We start from the raw sequence: 13,196 nt of genomic DNA on the forward strand, positions 1-13,196 counted from the left end.
TATCTGCGCACGCCGTAACGCCGGTTCCTCGCGCACCGCAACGTCGCAGTCACGCTACGCTCACGACCAATCCGCTTTTCACCCATCCCACCAGTGTTTCGGCAGAACGGCTCAAGGCGACGAATGCCCCAGCACACTTCCGGGTCTGACCGTGCGGCAGTACCACCCGCCGCGCGCGGCAGCGTGCGCCCCGCCGCGCCCTCCTCACTCGAAGAGCTGTGGCGCTCCTACAAGGCGTCGGGTGACGGGCGGCTGCGGGAACAGTTGATCCTGCACTACTCGCCGCTCGTCAAATACGTCGCCGGCCGGGTCAGCGTCGGCCTGCCACCCAACGTCGAGCAGGCCGACTTCGTCTCCTCCGGCGTCTTCGGCCTGATCGACGCCATCGAGAAGTTCGAACCCGAACGCTCCATCAAGTTCGAGACGTACGCGATCACCCGCATCCGCGGCGCCATGATCGACGAGCTGCGCGCACTGGACTGGATCCCGCGCTCCGTACGGCAGAAAGCGCGCGCCGTCGAACGCGCCTACGCGACCCTCGAAGCGCAACTGCGCCGCACCCCGACCGAGGCCGAGGTCGCCAACGAGATGGGCATCGCGCTGGAGGAACTCCACGGTGTGTTCAGCCAGCTCTCCCTGGCGAACGTCGTCGCGCTGGAGGAACTCCTGCACGCCGGCGGCGAGGGCGAACGCCTGAGCCTGATGGACACCCTTGAGGACACGGCCGCCGACAACCCCGTCGAGATCGCCGAGGACCGCGAACTGCGGCGCCTGCTCGCGCGCGCCATCAACACGCTCCCCGACCGTGAGAAGACCGTCGTCACCCTCTACTACTACGAGGGCCTCACGCTCGCCGAGATCGGCAACGTCCTCGGCGTCACGGAGAGCCGGGTGAGCCAGATCCACACCAAGTCCGTCCTGCAGCTCAGAGCCAAACTCGCCGACGTGGGGCGCTGACCGACTCTCCACCGGTCGAGACGCGGAGTGCCGCGACGGGCGCGCCATCCGTAGAGTGGTGCCGTGCCAAGGATTCGAGCGGCCTCTGTGGCCGAGCACCGGACGATGCAGCGCGGCGCCCTCCTGGACGCCGCCCGCTCCCTGCTGTCCGAAGGCGGAACGGAAGCGCTGACCTTCCCCGCCCTCGCCGAGCGCACGGGACTCGCGCGCTCCTCCGTCTACGAATACTTCCGCTCCCGCGCGGCCGTCGTCGAAGAGCTGTGCGCCGTCGACTTCCCCGTATGGGCCGCCGAGGTCGAGACGGCGATGCGGTGCGTGGACACGCCCGAGGAGAAGATCGAGGCGTACGTGCGCCGGCAACTGGCCCTGGTCGGAGACCGGCGCCACCGCGCCGTCGTCGCCATCTCGGCCGGGGAGCTGGACGCGGGCGCGCGCGAAAAGATCCGCGCGGCGCACGGCGGGCTCATCGCCATGATCGTCGAGGCCCTCGCGGCCCTGGGCCACGAACAACCCAGGCTCGCGGCGATGCTGCTCCAGGGTGTTGTGGACGCGGCGGTGCGCCGTATCGAGATCGGTGCTGCCGAGGACCCGGACCAGATCACGGAGGCGGCGGTGGGCATGGCCCTCCGCGGCGTCAGCGGCTGACCTGGGGGCTCCCCCCCGGCCCCCCGCCCCCTCCCCGCCCCCTCCGCCCCCCTGCTTCCCCGTCCCGCGCCCCTGCCGCGCCCGCCCCCTTGCCGCGCCCCTGCCTCAGCCTCCTCCCCGCACAGGCGACCGCCGCCGGCGGTGCCTTTCACCTCCCGTCGCCGAACGGGACGGGGAAAGGCGGCCCACCGCCCACAGCGCGGCGGCGGCGAGCGCGACCGCGGCGGCTATCGCGGCCCCCGTCGGCGCGATGGCTGTCTCGTGGGCTGTCGTCCCCGTGCGTTGTCCGTCCACCCTCACGAGTGACCTTGGCGTCCCGGAGGAGTCCGAACCACTCGCCGGGTCCTGACCACTGCCGGGTCCCCGGCCGCCGGAAGGGACCGGGATGCCGATGACCGGAAGGAGGCGTGAGGGACCACCGCCCAGTAAGGACGGGGGGAGGAGCGTGAGCGGGTCCACATACGTCTTCCCGCGCCGCAGTCCCCAGTGGAGGCATGGTGCGCGGCAGTGGAACGGGCCGCGCTGGAGCACAGCCACCGGCCGGCCCGCCGCGACGCGGTCGCCCTTGCGGGCCGTGGGGCGCACGGGTTCGTAGGTGGTGCGCAGCGGTGGATGCCCCGACCTCGCCAGTTCGATGGTGATCACGCCCCGGCCGGCGACGGTCCCGGCGAAGGTCACCCGGCCGGGTGCGGCCGCCCGTACCGTAGCGCCGGCGGAAGCGGCCAGGTCCACGCCGCGATGTCCTGCCGCCCATGGCGAAGGAGGCGGCTCCCAGCCGCGTAATACCGCCGGACGTAATCCCGCCGGGCCGTCCACCGGCCAGGCCCGCTCCGCCTGCCCCGGCGGCGTCGGCGGCGTCGGCCTACCGGCTGGCGACTCGGCGTCCCGCGCCCGAGCCGTCGTCAGCGGCCCCATCAACATCAACGTCAACATCAACCCGGCCACCAACGCGACCACCCGCCCGCGTCCCCGCCCCCGCGTCCCGCACCCACTCACCCGGCACCCCCGCCCCCGACACCATTTCCGCTTCTCCCGCACACGCACACACCCGCCCACACGCGTGCACGTGCCTTCCGCTTCCGTGCGCGTCGTCCGTGCACGTCACGACCGTGGCGTATTCCGTCGCGGCGTGGGGATCTTGGTCCGGAGCTGTGGGCAACCGGCGGGCTGTGGATAACGGCGTCACTCGTCCGGGGCGCGAAAAGGTGCGTGTCGCCCAGGGCATCGGCCGTCCCGTACACTTCATTTGGCGATCCGGGTCACCGGGTCGACTTCGCACGCCCCGCCATCAGTGCACCAGTCCCTTTCGGGCAGCACGGTAGCCGCGCTCCTCGGTCCTCGGAAGGTTCCGCAAGGTTCCTTCCTCGGCAGGCGCGTCGGGGCGTCAGGCACCGCGGCCGACCGGCCGGGGTGGAACCGAGAAACACAAGGAGTACGGCCATGGCCGTCGTCACGATGCGGGAGCTGCTGGAGAGCGGCGTCCACTTCGGGCACCAGACCCGGCGCTGGAACCCGAAGATGAAGCGTTTCATCTTCACCGAGCGCAACGGCATCTACATCATCGACCTGCTCCAGTCGCTGTCGTACATCGACCGCGCCTACGAGTTCGTCAAGGAGACCGTCGCCCACGGCGGCTCGGTCATGTTCGTCGGCACGAAGAAGCAGGCCCAGGAGGCCATTGCCGAGCAGGCGACCCGCGTGGGCATGCCCTACGTGAACCAGCGCTGGCTCGGCGGCATGCTGACCAACTTCTCGACCGTCTACAAGCGCCTGCAGCGCCTGAAGGAGCTCGAGCAGATCGACTTCGAGGATGTGGCCGCCTCCGGCCTCACCAAGAAGGAGCTCCTCGTCCTCTCCCGCGAGAAGGCCAAGCTGGAGAAGACCCTCGGCGGTATCCGCGAGATGCAGAAGGTGCCCAGCGCCGTCTGGATCGTGGACACCAAGAAGGAGCACATCGCCGTCGGTGAGGCGCGCAAGCTCAACATCCCGGTCGTCGCGATCCTCGACACGAACTGCGACCCCGACGAGGTCGACTACAAGATCCCGGGCAACGACGACGCGATCCGCTCCGTCACCCTGCTCACCCGCGTGATCGCCGACGCCGTCGCCGAGGGCCTCATCGCCCGTTCCGGTGCCGCCACCGGCGACCAGAAGCCCGGCGACAAGGCTGCCGCCGAGCCGCTGGCCGAGTGGGAGCGCGACCTGCTCGAGGGCGAGAAGAAGGCCGACTCCGAGGACGCGGCCGAGAAGCCCGCTAAGGACGCCGCCGCTGAGGCCCCCGCCGCCGAGGCCGCCCCCGTCGTCGAGGCCGCCCCGGCCGCCGAGGCCGAGAAGCCGGCCGCGGACGCCGAGCAGGCCTGACCTAACGACCGGTTGTTGACGGCGGGGGCGGGCGCCACAAGCGCCGCCCCCGCCGTTCACCCGTAGATCTGTCGACTTTCGAGATTTCGAGAAGAGATTCACAGACCATGGCGAACTACACCGCCGCTGACGTCAAGAAGCTCCGCGAGCTCACCGGCGCCGGCATGATGGACTGCAAGAAGGCCCTGGACGAGGCCGACGGCAACGTCGACAAGGCCGTGGAGATCCTGCGCGTCAAGGGTCAGAAGGGCGTCGCCAAGCGCGAGAGCCGTTCGGCCGAGAACGGTGCGGTCGTCTCCCTCATCGCCGACGACAAGTCCGCGGGCGTCCTGCTCGAGCTGAAGTGCGAGACGGACTTCGTCGCCAAGGGCGACAAGTTCCAGGCCGTCGCCAACGCGCTGGCCGCGCACGTCGCCAAGACCAAGCCCGCCGACCTGGAGGCCCTGCTCGCCTCCGAGATCGAGGCCGGCAAGACCGTCCAGGCGTACGTGGACGAGGCCAACGCCACCCTCGGCGAGAAGATCGTCCTGGACCGCTTCGCGCAGTTCACCGACGGTTTCGTGGCGGCGTACATGCACCGCACCATGCCCGACCTCCCGCCGCAGGTCGGCGTCCTGGTCGAGCTGGACAAGGAGAACGCCGACGTCGCCAAGGACGTCGCGCAGCACATCGCCGCGTTCTCGCCGAAGTACCTCTCCCGTGAGGACGTTCCGGCCGACGTCGTCGAGAACGAGCGCCGCGTCGCCGAGGCCACCGCGAAGGAGGAGGGCAAGCCCGAGGCCGCCCTTCCGAAGATCGTCGAGGGTCGCGTCAACGGCTTCTTCAAGGAGAACACGCTGCTGGCGCAGCCGTTCGCCAAGGACAACAAGAAGACCGTCCAGAAGGTTCTGGACGAGGCCGGTGTCACGCTGAAGCGCTTCACGCGCATCCGCGTCGGCGCCTGAGCCTGCCGCGAAGGCAGCGAATGACCTGCGACCCCGCTAGGGTCGTACGCAGTCGGCCGCTCACCGGCCGGCCGCAGATGTGACGAGGAGGCCATTGCCGCACAGGGATCTGATCAGGACCCACGGCAATGGCCTTCTTCGTATGTGCACGAGGAGAGCTCAATGAATCACGGTGCCGACGGCGCGGACACAGACATTTCCGGTAAAGGCGACAGGCAGCGTTTCCTGCTGAAGCTGTCGGGCGAGGCGTTCGCCGGCGGCGGCGGACTCGGCGTCGACCCCGATGTCGTGCACGCCATCGCTCGCGAGATCGCCGCCGTGGTGCGCGACGGTTACGAGATCGCCATCGTGATCGGCGGCGGCAACTTCTTCCGCGGCGCCGAACTCCAGCAGCGCGGCATGGACCGCGCGCGCTCGGACTACATGGGCATGCTCGGCACGGTCATGAACTGCCTCGCCCTCCAGGACTTCCTGGAGAAGGAGGGCATCGACTCCCGCGTGCAGACCGCCATCACCATGGGCCAGGTCGCGGAGCCGTACATTCCGCTGCGCGCCGTGCGTCATCTGGAGAAGGGCCGGGTCGTCATCTTCGGCGCCGGCATGGGCATGCCGTACTTCTCCACCGACACCACCGCCGCCCAGCGTGCCCTGGAGATCGACGCCGAGGCCATGCTGATGGGCAAGAACGGTGTGGACGGGGTCTACGACTCCGACCCCAAGAAGAACCCGGACGCGGTCAAGTTCGACGCCCTCGAATACGGCGAAGTCATCACCCGCGACCTGAAGATCGCCGATGCCACCGCCATCACCCTGTGCCGCGACAACAAGCTCCCGATCCTCGTCTTCGAACTGCTCGCCGAGGGCAACATCGCGCGTGCGGTGAAGGGTGAGAAGATCGGCACGCTCGTCAGCGATCAGGGCACCCGGGCCTGACGGCCCCAACTGCCGTGGTTCCGTGCGGGCATCGGCCCGTACGGACGGCAGCTCCCGGCCGGGGGAAGACCCCGGCACGGGGATGGACAACCGCCTGCCGGTCGGACACCGTGCAGGTAAAGACGCGCGGCAGGGGCGAGGCTCTGCTTCTTACCGAAAAGACCAGGAGCAAGTGGTGATCGAAGAGATCCTCCTCGAGGCCGAGGAGAAGATGGAGAAGGCCGTCGTGGTCGCCAAGGAGGACTTCGCCGCGATCCGCACCGGGCGTGCGCACCCGGCGATGTTCAACAAGATCGTGGCGGACTACTACGGGGCCATGACGCCGATCAACCAACTGGCGTCGTTCTCGGTGCCCGAGCCGCGGATGGCCGTGGTGACCCCGTTCGACAAGAGCGCGCTGCGCAACATCGAGCAGGCGATCCGCGACTCCGACCTCGGCGTCAACCCGAGCAACGACGGCAATATCATCCGAGTGACGTTCCCGGAGCTGACCGAGGAGCGCCGCAAGGAGTACATCAAGGTCGCCAAGACCAAGGGCGAGGACGCGAAGATCTCGATCCGCAGCGTGCGCCGCAAGGCCAAGGAAACCCTCGACAAGCTCGTCAAGGACAAGGAGTCCGGCGAGGACGAGGTGCGCCGCGCGGAGAAGGAGCTCGACGACACCACCGCGAAGTACGTCACGCAGGTGGACGAGCTGCTCAAGCACAAGGAATCCGAGCTCCTCGAGGTCTGATGAACGAGTCATCCTGGGGGGCCCCGCCCGGCGCCGGTCAATGGCGGCCGACCGATCAGGGACCGGCCTCCGCACTCCGCGGGGTGGCGCCCCCCGCCCCGGCGGGTCCCGTCCACGACGCGGGCGACGCGGCGCAGACTCGGCCCATGCCCATCGTGCCCGACGCCGGCGGACACCAGGACGACGACCGGGACCCCCGGGACATCCGGGATGACCGGGGCCACCGGGATCACCGGGACGACCGGGGGGCTGCTCGACTGAGCGGCCCCCTGTTCCGCGACGACAAGCCGCAGGAGCCCATGCCCACCGCTTTCCCCGGTTCTCCCGGGCCCAACAGCTCGCAGGACCCCAAGCCGAAGAAGAGCGCGGGACGCAATCTTCGCGCCGCCATAGGGGTCGGCGTCGGGCTCGGCGCGGTCATCCTCGCCTCGCTCTTCGTCTACAAGCCCCTCTTCATCGGCGTGATCGCGATCGCCGTCGTGGTGGGGCTGTGGGAGCTGACCTCCCGGCTCGCGGAGCGCAAGGACATCCGCGTGCCGCTGGTCCCCCTCGCGGTCGGCGGCACCGCCATGGTCGTCGCCGGGTACGTACGCGGCGCCGAGGGTGCCTGGGTGGCGATGGCGCTCACCGCGCTCGCCGTCCTCGTCTGGCGGATGACCGAGGCACCCGACAACTACCTGCGCGATGTCACCGCCGGCGTCTTCGCGGCGTTCTACGTACCGTTCCTGGCGACGTTCGTGGCCCTGATGCTCGCGGCCGAGGACGACGGGCCACAGCGGGTGCTGACGTTCCTGCTGCTGACCGTCGTCAGCGACACCGGGGCCTACGCGGTCGGCTGGCGCTTCGGCAGGAACAAGCTCGCCCCGCGCATCAGCCCCGGCAAAACCCGCGAGGGGCTCGCCGGCGCGCTGCTCTTCGCGATGGCCGCCGGCGCCCTGTGCATGGAATTCCTGATCACCGACGGCGCCTGGTGGCAGGGCCTGCTCCTGGGCTTCGCCGTAGCGGCCAGTGCCACTCTCGGTGACCTCGGCGAATCCATGATCAAGCGTGATCTGGGCATCAAGGACATGGGCACCCTCCTGCCGGGCCACGGCGGGATCATGGACCGTCTGGACTCCCTCCTGCCGACGGCGCCGGTGGTGTGGTTGCTGTTTGTGATCTTCGTGGGAGCGGGCTGAATCGGCCCAGGTACTCTGGAAGGGCCCGTTGCCTGTGGCAGCGGGCCCTTTTCCGGCCCCGCGGCTGCGGGGATGACCCCGTGAGGTCTCCAGGTCCCGGCATCGTCTTGCCGTTGGCTCCGCGACAGCGGAGATCGTTCGGCCCCCCCCCGCACTGAGGAGTTTCGCCCATGGCACCGCCCGAGCCTGGTGTGCTGACGTTCGTCGCCCCCCGCGGCGCCAAGAAGCCGCCGCGGCACCTTGCCGATCTCAGTCCTGCCGAGCGCCGTGAAGCGGTCGCCGCGATCGGTGAGAAGCCGTTTCGTGCCAAGCAGCTCTCGCAGCACTACTTCGCCCGCTACGCGCACGAACCGGCGCAGTGGACCGACATCCCGGCGGCGGCGCGCGAGAAGCTGGCGGCGGAGCTGCTGCCGGATCTGATGAACGTGGTGCGGCACATCTCGTGTGACGACGACACCACCCGCAAGACGCTGTGGAAGCTGCACGACGGCACGCTCGTGGAGTCGGTGCTGATGCGCTACCCGGACCGGGTCACCATGTGCATCTCCTCGCAGGCCGGCTGCGGCATGAACTGCCCGTTCTGCGCCACGGGCCAGGCGGGGCTGGACCGCAACCTCTCGACCGCCGAGATCGTGCACCAGATCGTCGACGGCATGCGCGCGCTGCGCGACGGTGAGGTTCCGGGCGGGCCGGCGCGGCTGTCCAACATCGTCTTCATGGGCATGGGCGAGCCGCTGGCGAACTACAAGCGGGTCGTCGGCGCCATCCGGCGGCTGACCGACCCCGAGCCGGACGGCCTGGGCCTGTCGCAGCGCGGGATCACCGTCTCCACCGTCGGCCTGGTGCCGGCGATGCTGCGGTTCGCGGACGAGGGTTTCAAGTGCCGGCTCGCGGTGTCGCTGCACGCGCCCGATGACGAGCTGCGCGACACGCTCGTTCCCGTCAACACCCGCTGGAAGGTCCGCGAGGTGCTGGACGCCGCGTGGGAGTACGCGGAGCGGTCCGGGCGCCGGATCTCCATCGAGTACGCCCTGATCCGGGACATCAACGATCAGGCGTGGCGCGGTGACCTGCTGGGACGGCTGCTGAAGGGCAAGCGCGTCCACGTGAACCTCATTCCGCTGAACCCGACGCCGGGCTCGAAGTGGACCGCCTCGCGGCCCGAGGACGAGCGGGCGTTCGTCAAGGCCATCGAGGCGCACGGCGTGCCGGTGACCGTCCGCGACACCCGTGGCCAGGAGATCGACGGGGCGTGCGGGCAGCTCGCCGCCTCGGAACGCTGACCGCTCGCTGGTACTGTGTGATCGAACAAATGCACATTCCGACAGGGGAGCGCCACAGCGCTGAGAGTGCGGACACGTCGTAGCCACACAGGTCACACGGCGCCCGCAGACCCTTGAACCTCGCCCGGGTCATTCCGGGTAGGAAGTTCGGTCGTCACTCATGCTGTTGCGCCCCGCCCGGATCCGTCCGCCGTACGTCCCGTGACGTCGGCGGCGGTGGTCCCCGGGCGGGGCCGCGTCTCTTCCTGGCCAGCCAGGAGGAAATCAGTGAGCACCACCCGCAAGATCACCGCGACCGCGCTCGCCGCCGCGGTCGGTATGACCGTGCTGGCCGCGTGCGGCGGCTCCGGCGGCGACAGCGCCGACGCCAAGACGGTCACACTCGTCAGCCACGACTCGTTCGCCGTCTCCAAGTCGGTGCTCGCCGCCTTCGAGAAGGAGAGCGGCTACAAGGTCAAGAAGGTCCTGGGCGGCGACGCCGGCAAGGCCGTCAACCAGGCGATCCTCTCCAAGGGCAATCCGCAGGGCGATGTGTTCTTCGGTATCGACAACACCCTGCTCTCGCGCGGTCTGAACGAGGGCATCTTCAGCCCCTACAAGGCCAAGGGCCTCGACAGCGTCCCGGCCGGGTTGCAGCTCGACAAGAAGCGCAACCGCGTCACGCCGCTCGACTACGGCGACATCTGCGTCAACTACGACCGGGCGTACTTCACCAAGCACAAGATCGCCCCGCCGCAGACGCTCGACGACCTGACCAAGCCCGCCTACAAGGGACTGCTCGTCACGGAGAACTCCGCGACGTCCTCGCCGGGGCTCGCCTTCCAGCTCGCCACCGTCGCCAAGTACGGCGAGAAGGGCTGGCAGGGCTACTGGAAGAAGCTCAAGGACAACGGCGTCGAGGTCGTCGACGGCTGGGAGCAGGCCTACTCCGAGCGGTTCTCCGGCTCCGCGGCCGGCCGCGGCAAGGGCGACAAGCCGCTGGTGGTCTCCTACGCCTCCAGCCCGCCCGCCGAGGTGCTCGGCAAGAAGCCGGCGCCGAAGCAGGCGCCGACCGGTGTCGCGACCGGCACCTGCTTCCGCCAGATCGAGTTCGGCGGCCTGCTCAAGGGCGCGAAGAACGAGAAGGGCGGCAAGGCGCTGCTGGACTTCCTGCTGAGCCGGAAGTTCCAGGAGGACGTGCCGCTGCGGATGTTCGTCCACCCCGCGCGTGCGGACGCCAAGGTGCCGGCGCTGTTCACCAAGTACGGCGCGACCATCGACAAGCCGCTGACGGTGGCCCCCGAGGCGATCACCGAGAACCGCGAACGGTGGATCAAGCAGTGGTCCTCGCTCGTTCTGAAGTAACCCCCGCCCGGGCCGGGAGGCCCTCGCGGGCGACGGTGGTGCGGCTGGGCCTGATGGCCCTGCCGCTCGCCTTCTTCGCGCTGTTCTTCGCCTATCCGGTCGTCTCGATCGTGGGGCGGGGCGTCAAGGACGGCGGGCGCTGGCAGTTCGGCCGGGTCGCCGAGGTCCTCGGTGACCCGGATGTCGCGCATGTCCTGTGGTTCACGCTCTGGCAGGCGGCCGCCTCGACGGCGCTGACGCTGCTGATCGCGTTGCCCGGCGCGTACGTCTTCGCGCGCCTGGACTTTCCCGGCAAGCGGCTGCTGCGTGCGGTGGTGATGGTGCCGTTCGTGCTGCCCACGGTGGTCGTCGGCTCGGCGTTCCTGGCGCTGGTCGGGCGGGGCGGGCTGCTGGACGGGCTGTGGGGACTGCGGCTGGACACGTCCGTCTGGGCGATCTTGCTGGCGCACGTCTTCTTCAACTACGCCGTGGTCGTACGGACCGTCGGCGGGCTGTGGGGGCAGCTCGACCCGCGGCAGGAAGAGGCGGCGCGGGTGCTGGGCGCGGGCCGGTTCGCGGCCTGGCGGCGGGTGACGCTGCCCGCGCTGGGGCCGGCCGTCGCGGCCGCCGCGCTGATGGTGTTCCTGTTCACGTTCACCTCCTTCGGAGTGGTGCAGATCCTGGGTGGGCCCACCTTCTCGACGCTGGAGGTGGAGATCTACCGGCAGACCGCCGACCTGCTGGACCTGCCGACCGCCGCCGTCCTGACCATGATCCAGTTCGCGGCGGTGCTGGCGCTGCTGGCCCTGCACGCCTGGACCGTGCGCCGGCGCGAAACCGCCCTGCGGCTCGTCGACGCCGCGCAGACCGCCCGCCGGCCCGCCGGCCGCGGCCAGTGGGCCCTGCTGTGGGGCACGCTCGCCGTCATCGCCGTCCTGCTCCTCACGCCCCTGGCGGTCCTCGTGGAGCGGTCGTTCGCCGGGCCCGGCGGCTACGGCCTGGTCTTCTACGACACGCTGCGCTCGGCCGGGGGCGCCGACAGCACCTTCGCCGTGGCGCCCCTCGAAGCGCTGGGGAACTCCCTCGCCTACGGGGCGGTGGCCACGGTCATCGCGCTGGTGATCGGCGGGCTGGCGGCCGCCGCGCTGACCGTGCCGCAGTCCCGGAGCGGCACCTCGGGGACGACCGGCCGGGGCTCCGGAGCGGGCCGGCTCGTCCGCGGCTTCGACGCGCTGCTGATGCTTCCGCTCGGGGTCTCCGCGGTGACCGTCGGCTTCGGTTTTCTGATCACCCTCGACACGCCACCGCTGGACCTGCGCTCCTCGTGGTGGCTGGTCCCGCTCGCCCAGGCCCTGGTGGGCGTGCCGTTCGTCGTGCGCACGATGTTGCCCGTGCTGCGCGCCGTGGACGGCCGGCTGCGTGAGGCGGCCGCGGTCCTAGGCGCGTCCCCGTGGCGGGTGTGGCGCGAGGTGGACCTCCCGATGGTCCGGCGCGCGCTGCTGATCGCGGCGGGCTTCGCCTTCGCCGTCTCGCTCGGCGAATTCGGTGCGACGGTCTTCATCGCGCGACCGGACCAGCCGACGCTCCCGGTGGCCGTCGCCCGGCTGCTGGGGCGCGCCGGGGAGCTGAACTACGGCCAGGCGATGGCCCTGTCGACCATCTTGATGGTGGTGTGCGCCGGCGCCCTGCTGGCCCTGGAGCGCATCCGCACCGACCACTCCGGGGAGTTCTAGATGACGGCACACGCCGACACCGGCACGCCGGCCGGCCCGGCCGCGCACGAGATGCTGCGGCTGTCGGGGGTGACCGTCCACTTCGGCAAGCGCGGGGAGCGGCCCGCGCTCGACGCGGTGGATCTGGAGGTCGCCGCCCACGAGATCGTGTGTGTGCTGGGGCCGAGCGGCAGCGGCAAGTCCACGCTGCTGCGGGTCGTGGCCGGGCTCCAACAGGCCGAGGCGGGGCGGGTGTTGCTGGAGGGGCGGGAGCTGACGGGAGTTCCTCCGCACCGGCGCGGGCTGGGCCTGATGTTCCAGGACCACCAGCTCTTCCCGCAGCGGGACGTCGCGGGGAACGTCGCCTTCGGGCTGCGGATGCGGCGGACCGCGCGCGCCGAACAGCGGCGCCGGGTCGCCGAACTCCTCGACCTCGTCGGGCTGCCGGGCGCGCAGCGGCGCGCCGTGGCCTCGCTCTCCGGTGGCGAGCAGCAGCGGGTCGCGCTGGCCCGCGCGCTGGCCCCCAGCCCCCGGCTGCTGATGCTGGACGAGCCGCTCGGCCAGCTCGACCGCAGCCTGCGCGAGCGGCTCGTGGCCGAACTGCGGCGGCTCTTCCACGACTTGGGGACGACCGTGCTCGCCGTCACGCACGACCAGGGTGAGGCGTTCGCGCTCGCCGACCGGGTCGTGGTGATGCGGGACGGACGTATCGCGCAGACCGGCACCCCGCTGGAGGTCTGGCAGCGGCCCGCCGACGAGTTCGTCGCCCGCTTCCTCGGCTTCGACAATGTCGTCGAGGCGACGGTGCAGGGCGACACCGCCGTCACCCCCTGGGGCAAGGTGCCCGTTCCCCAGGACACCGCTGACGGGACGTGCCGTCTGCTCGTCCGTCCGGCGGGCGTACGCCTGACGTCCGCCGCTGAGGGGCTGCCGTGCACGGTCGTGTCCCGGACGTTCCGCGGTACGCATGTCGCGCTGCTGCTCCAGCCGACCGGCGGGCCCCGGCTGGAGGCGGCCTGCGCGCTGCGGGACGCGCCGGAGAACGGCGAGCGGGTGGGGATCGCCTTCGCGGCGGAGGACGTGGTGGTGCTGGGCGGAGAGGTGCACTGCCCCCCGGCCCCCTGACA

The 13,196-nt window shown here is 70.5% G+C and carries 12 protein-coding genes; 11 read left to right on the top strand and 1 reads right to left on the bottom strand.

Annotation, left to right across the window (positions count from 1 at the left end):
• Window positions 1-123 precede the first annotated feature (123 nt).
• Together whiG and ACZ45Z_RS14455 are read left to right on the top strand one after the other, a co-directional pair.
• Window positions 124-957 carry an RNA polymerase sigma factor WhiG gene (whiG, locus tag ACZ45Z_RS14450; protein ID WP_468361515.1) on the top strand — a complete coding sequence of 278 codons (834 nt, stop codon included), beginning with the start codon at window positions 124-126 and terminating at the stop codon, window positions 955-957.
• A gap of 105 nt (window positions 958-1,062) precedes the next feature.
• Window positions 1,063-1,602, top strand: a complete 540-nt coding sequence (locus ACZ45Z_RS14455) for a TetR/AcrR family transcriptional regulator (RefSeq protein WP_468361655.1) — start codon at window positions 1,063-1,065, stop codon at window positions 1,600-1,602.
• Window positions 1,603-1,707: 105 nt separating this feature from the next.
• On the opposite strand, the gene ACZ45Z_RS14460 is transcribed toward ACZ45Z_RS14455, so the two are convergent.
• Complete coding sequence (locus ACZ45Z_RS14460) at window positions 1,708-2,535, bottom strand: murein hydrolase activator EnvC family protein (RefSeq protein WP_468361658.1); 828 nt, start codon at window positions 2,533-2,535, stop codon at window positions 1,708-1,710.
• 507 nt (window positions 2,536-3,042) lie between these two features.
• Here ACZ45Z_RS14460 and rpsB point away from each other — a divergent pair.
• From rpsB to ACZ45Z_RS14505, 9 genes are all read left to right on the top strand, one after another.
• Window positions 3,043-3,963, top strand: coding sequence for a 30S ribosomal protein S2 (gene rpsB / locus ACZ45Z_RS14465; protein WP_468361518.1), 921 nt, complete (start codon window positions 3,043-3,045; stop codon window positions 3,961-3,963).
• A 107-nt stretch (window positions 3,964-4,070) separates the two neighbouring features.
• Window positions 4,071-4,907, top strand: coding sequence for a translation elongation factor Ts (gene tsf / locus ACZ45Z_RS14470; protein WP_468361521.1), 837 nt, complete (start codon window positions 4,071-4,073; stop codon window positions 4,905-4,907).
• A gap of 162 nt (window positions 4,908-5,069) precedes the next feature.
• Window positions 5,070-5,840 (top strand): UMP kinase, encoded by a 771-nt coding sequence (gene pyrH / locus ACZ45Z_RS14475; protein WP_468361524.1) that lies wholly within the window; start codon window positions 5,070-5,072, stop codon window positions 5,838-5,840.
• Between the two features lie 175 nt (window positions 5,841-6,015).
• Window positions 6,016-6,573: a ribosome recycling factor gene (gene frr, locus ACZ45Z_RS14480; protein WP_468361527.1), complete on the top strand. Its 558-nt coding sequence runs from the start codon at window positions 6,016-6,018 to the stop codon at window positions 6,571-6,573.
• Window positions 6,573-7,751: a phosphatidate cytidylyltransferase gene (locus ACZ45Z_RS14485; RefSeq protein WP_468361530.1), complete on the top strand. Its 1,179-nt coding sequence runs from the start codon at window positions 6,573-6,575 to the stop codon at window positions 7,749-7,751. The genes frr and ACZ45Z_RS14485 overlap by 1 nt, the downstream gene beginning before the upstream one ends.
• Window positions 7,752-7,921: 170 nt before the next feature.
• Entirely contained in the window at window positions 7,922-9,034 is a 1,113-nt protein-coding gene (gene rlmN, locus ACZ45Z_RS14490; protein WP_468361533.1) for a dual-specificity RNA methyltransferase RlmN, read from the top strand.
• A gap of 267 nt (window positions 9,035-9,301) precedes the next feature.
• Entirely contained in the window at window positions 9,302-10,378 is a 1,077-nt protein-coding gene (locus ACZ45Z_RS14495) for a thiamine ABC transporter substrate-binding protein (protein WP_468361536.1), read from the top strand.
• A 53-nt stretch (window positions 10,379-10,431) separates the two neighbouring features.
• On the top strand, window positions 10,432-12,090 hold the full coding sequence (locus tag ACZ45Z_RS14500) for an ABC transporter permease (protein WP_468361661.1): 1,659 nt from the start codon (window positions 10,432-10,434) through the stop codon (window positions 12,088-12,090).
• The gene (locus ACZ45Z_RS14505) at window positions 12,091-13,194 is read left to right on the top strand and encodes an ABC transporter ATP-binding protein (protein ID WP_468361539.1); all 1,104 of its coding nucleotides are present in this window, start codon (window positions 12,091-12,093) and stop codon (window positions 13,192-13,194) included.
• Window positions 13,195-13,196: the final 2 nt, after the last annotated feature.

The organism is Streptomyces sp. NPDC031210, assembly GCF_055570395.1.

Bases quoted from the DNA above. Each gene is read 5' to 3' on its own strand.
- ACZ45Z_RS14485 (WP_468361530.1), top strand. From the start codon at position 6,573: ATGAACGAGTCATCCTGGGGGGCCCCGCCCGGCGCCGGTCAATGGCGG.
- ACZ45Z_RS14460 (WP_468361658.1), bottom strand. From the start codon at position 2,535: ATGTTGACGTTGATGTTGATGGGGCCGCTGACGACGGCTCGGGCGCGG.
- tsf (WP_468361521.1), top strand. From the start codon at position 4,071: ATGGCGAACTACACCGCCGCTGACGTCAAGAAGCTCCGCGAGCTCACC.
- ACZ45Z_RS14505 (WP_468361539.1), top strand. From the start codon at position 12,091: ATGACGGCACACGCCGACACCGGCACGCCGGCCGGCCCGGCCGCGCAC.
- rlmN (WP_468361533.1), top strand. From the start codon at position 7,922: ATGGCACCGCCCGAGCCTGGTGTGCTGACGTTCGTCGCCCCCCGCGGC.
- whiG (WP_468361515.1), top strand. From the start codon at position 124: ATGCCCCAGCACACTTCCGGGTCTGACCGTGCGGCAGTACCACCCGCC.
- ACZ45Z_RS14500 (WP_468361661.1), top strand. From the start codon at position 10,432: ATGGCCCTGCCGCTCGCCTTCTTCGCGCTGTTCTTCGCCTATCCGGTC.
- pyrH (WP_468361524.1), top strand. From the start codon at position 5,070: ATGAATCACGGTGCCGACGGCGCGGACACAGACATTTCCGGTAAAGGC.
- rpsB (WP_468361518.1), top strand. From the start codon at position 3,043: ATGGCCGTCGTCACGATGCGGGAGCTGCTGGAGAGCGGCGTCCACTTC.
- ACZ45Z_RS14455 (WP_468361655.1), top strand. From the start codon at position 1,063: ATGCAGCGCGGCGCCCTCCTGGACGCCGCCCGCTCCCTGCTGTCCGAA.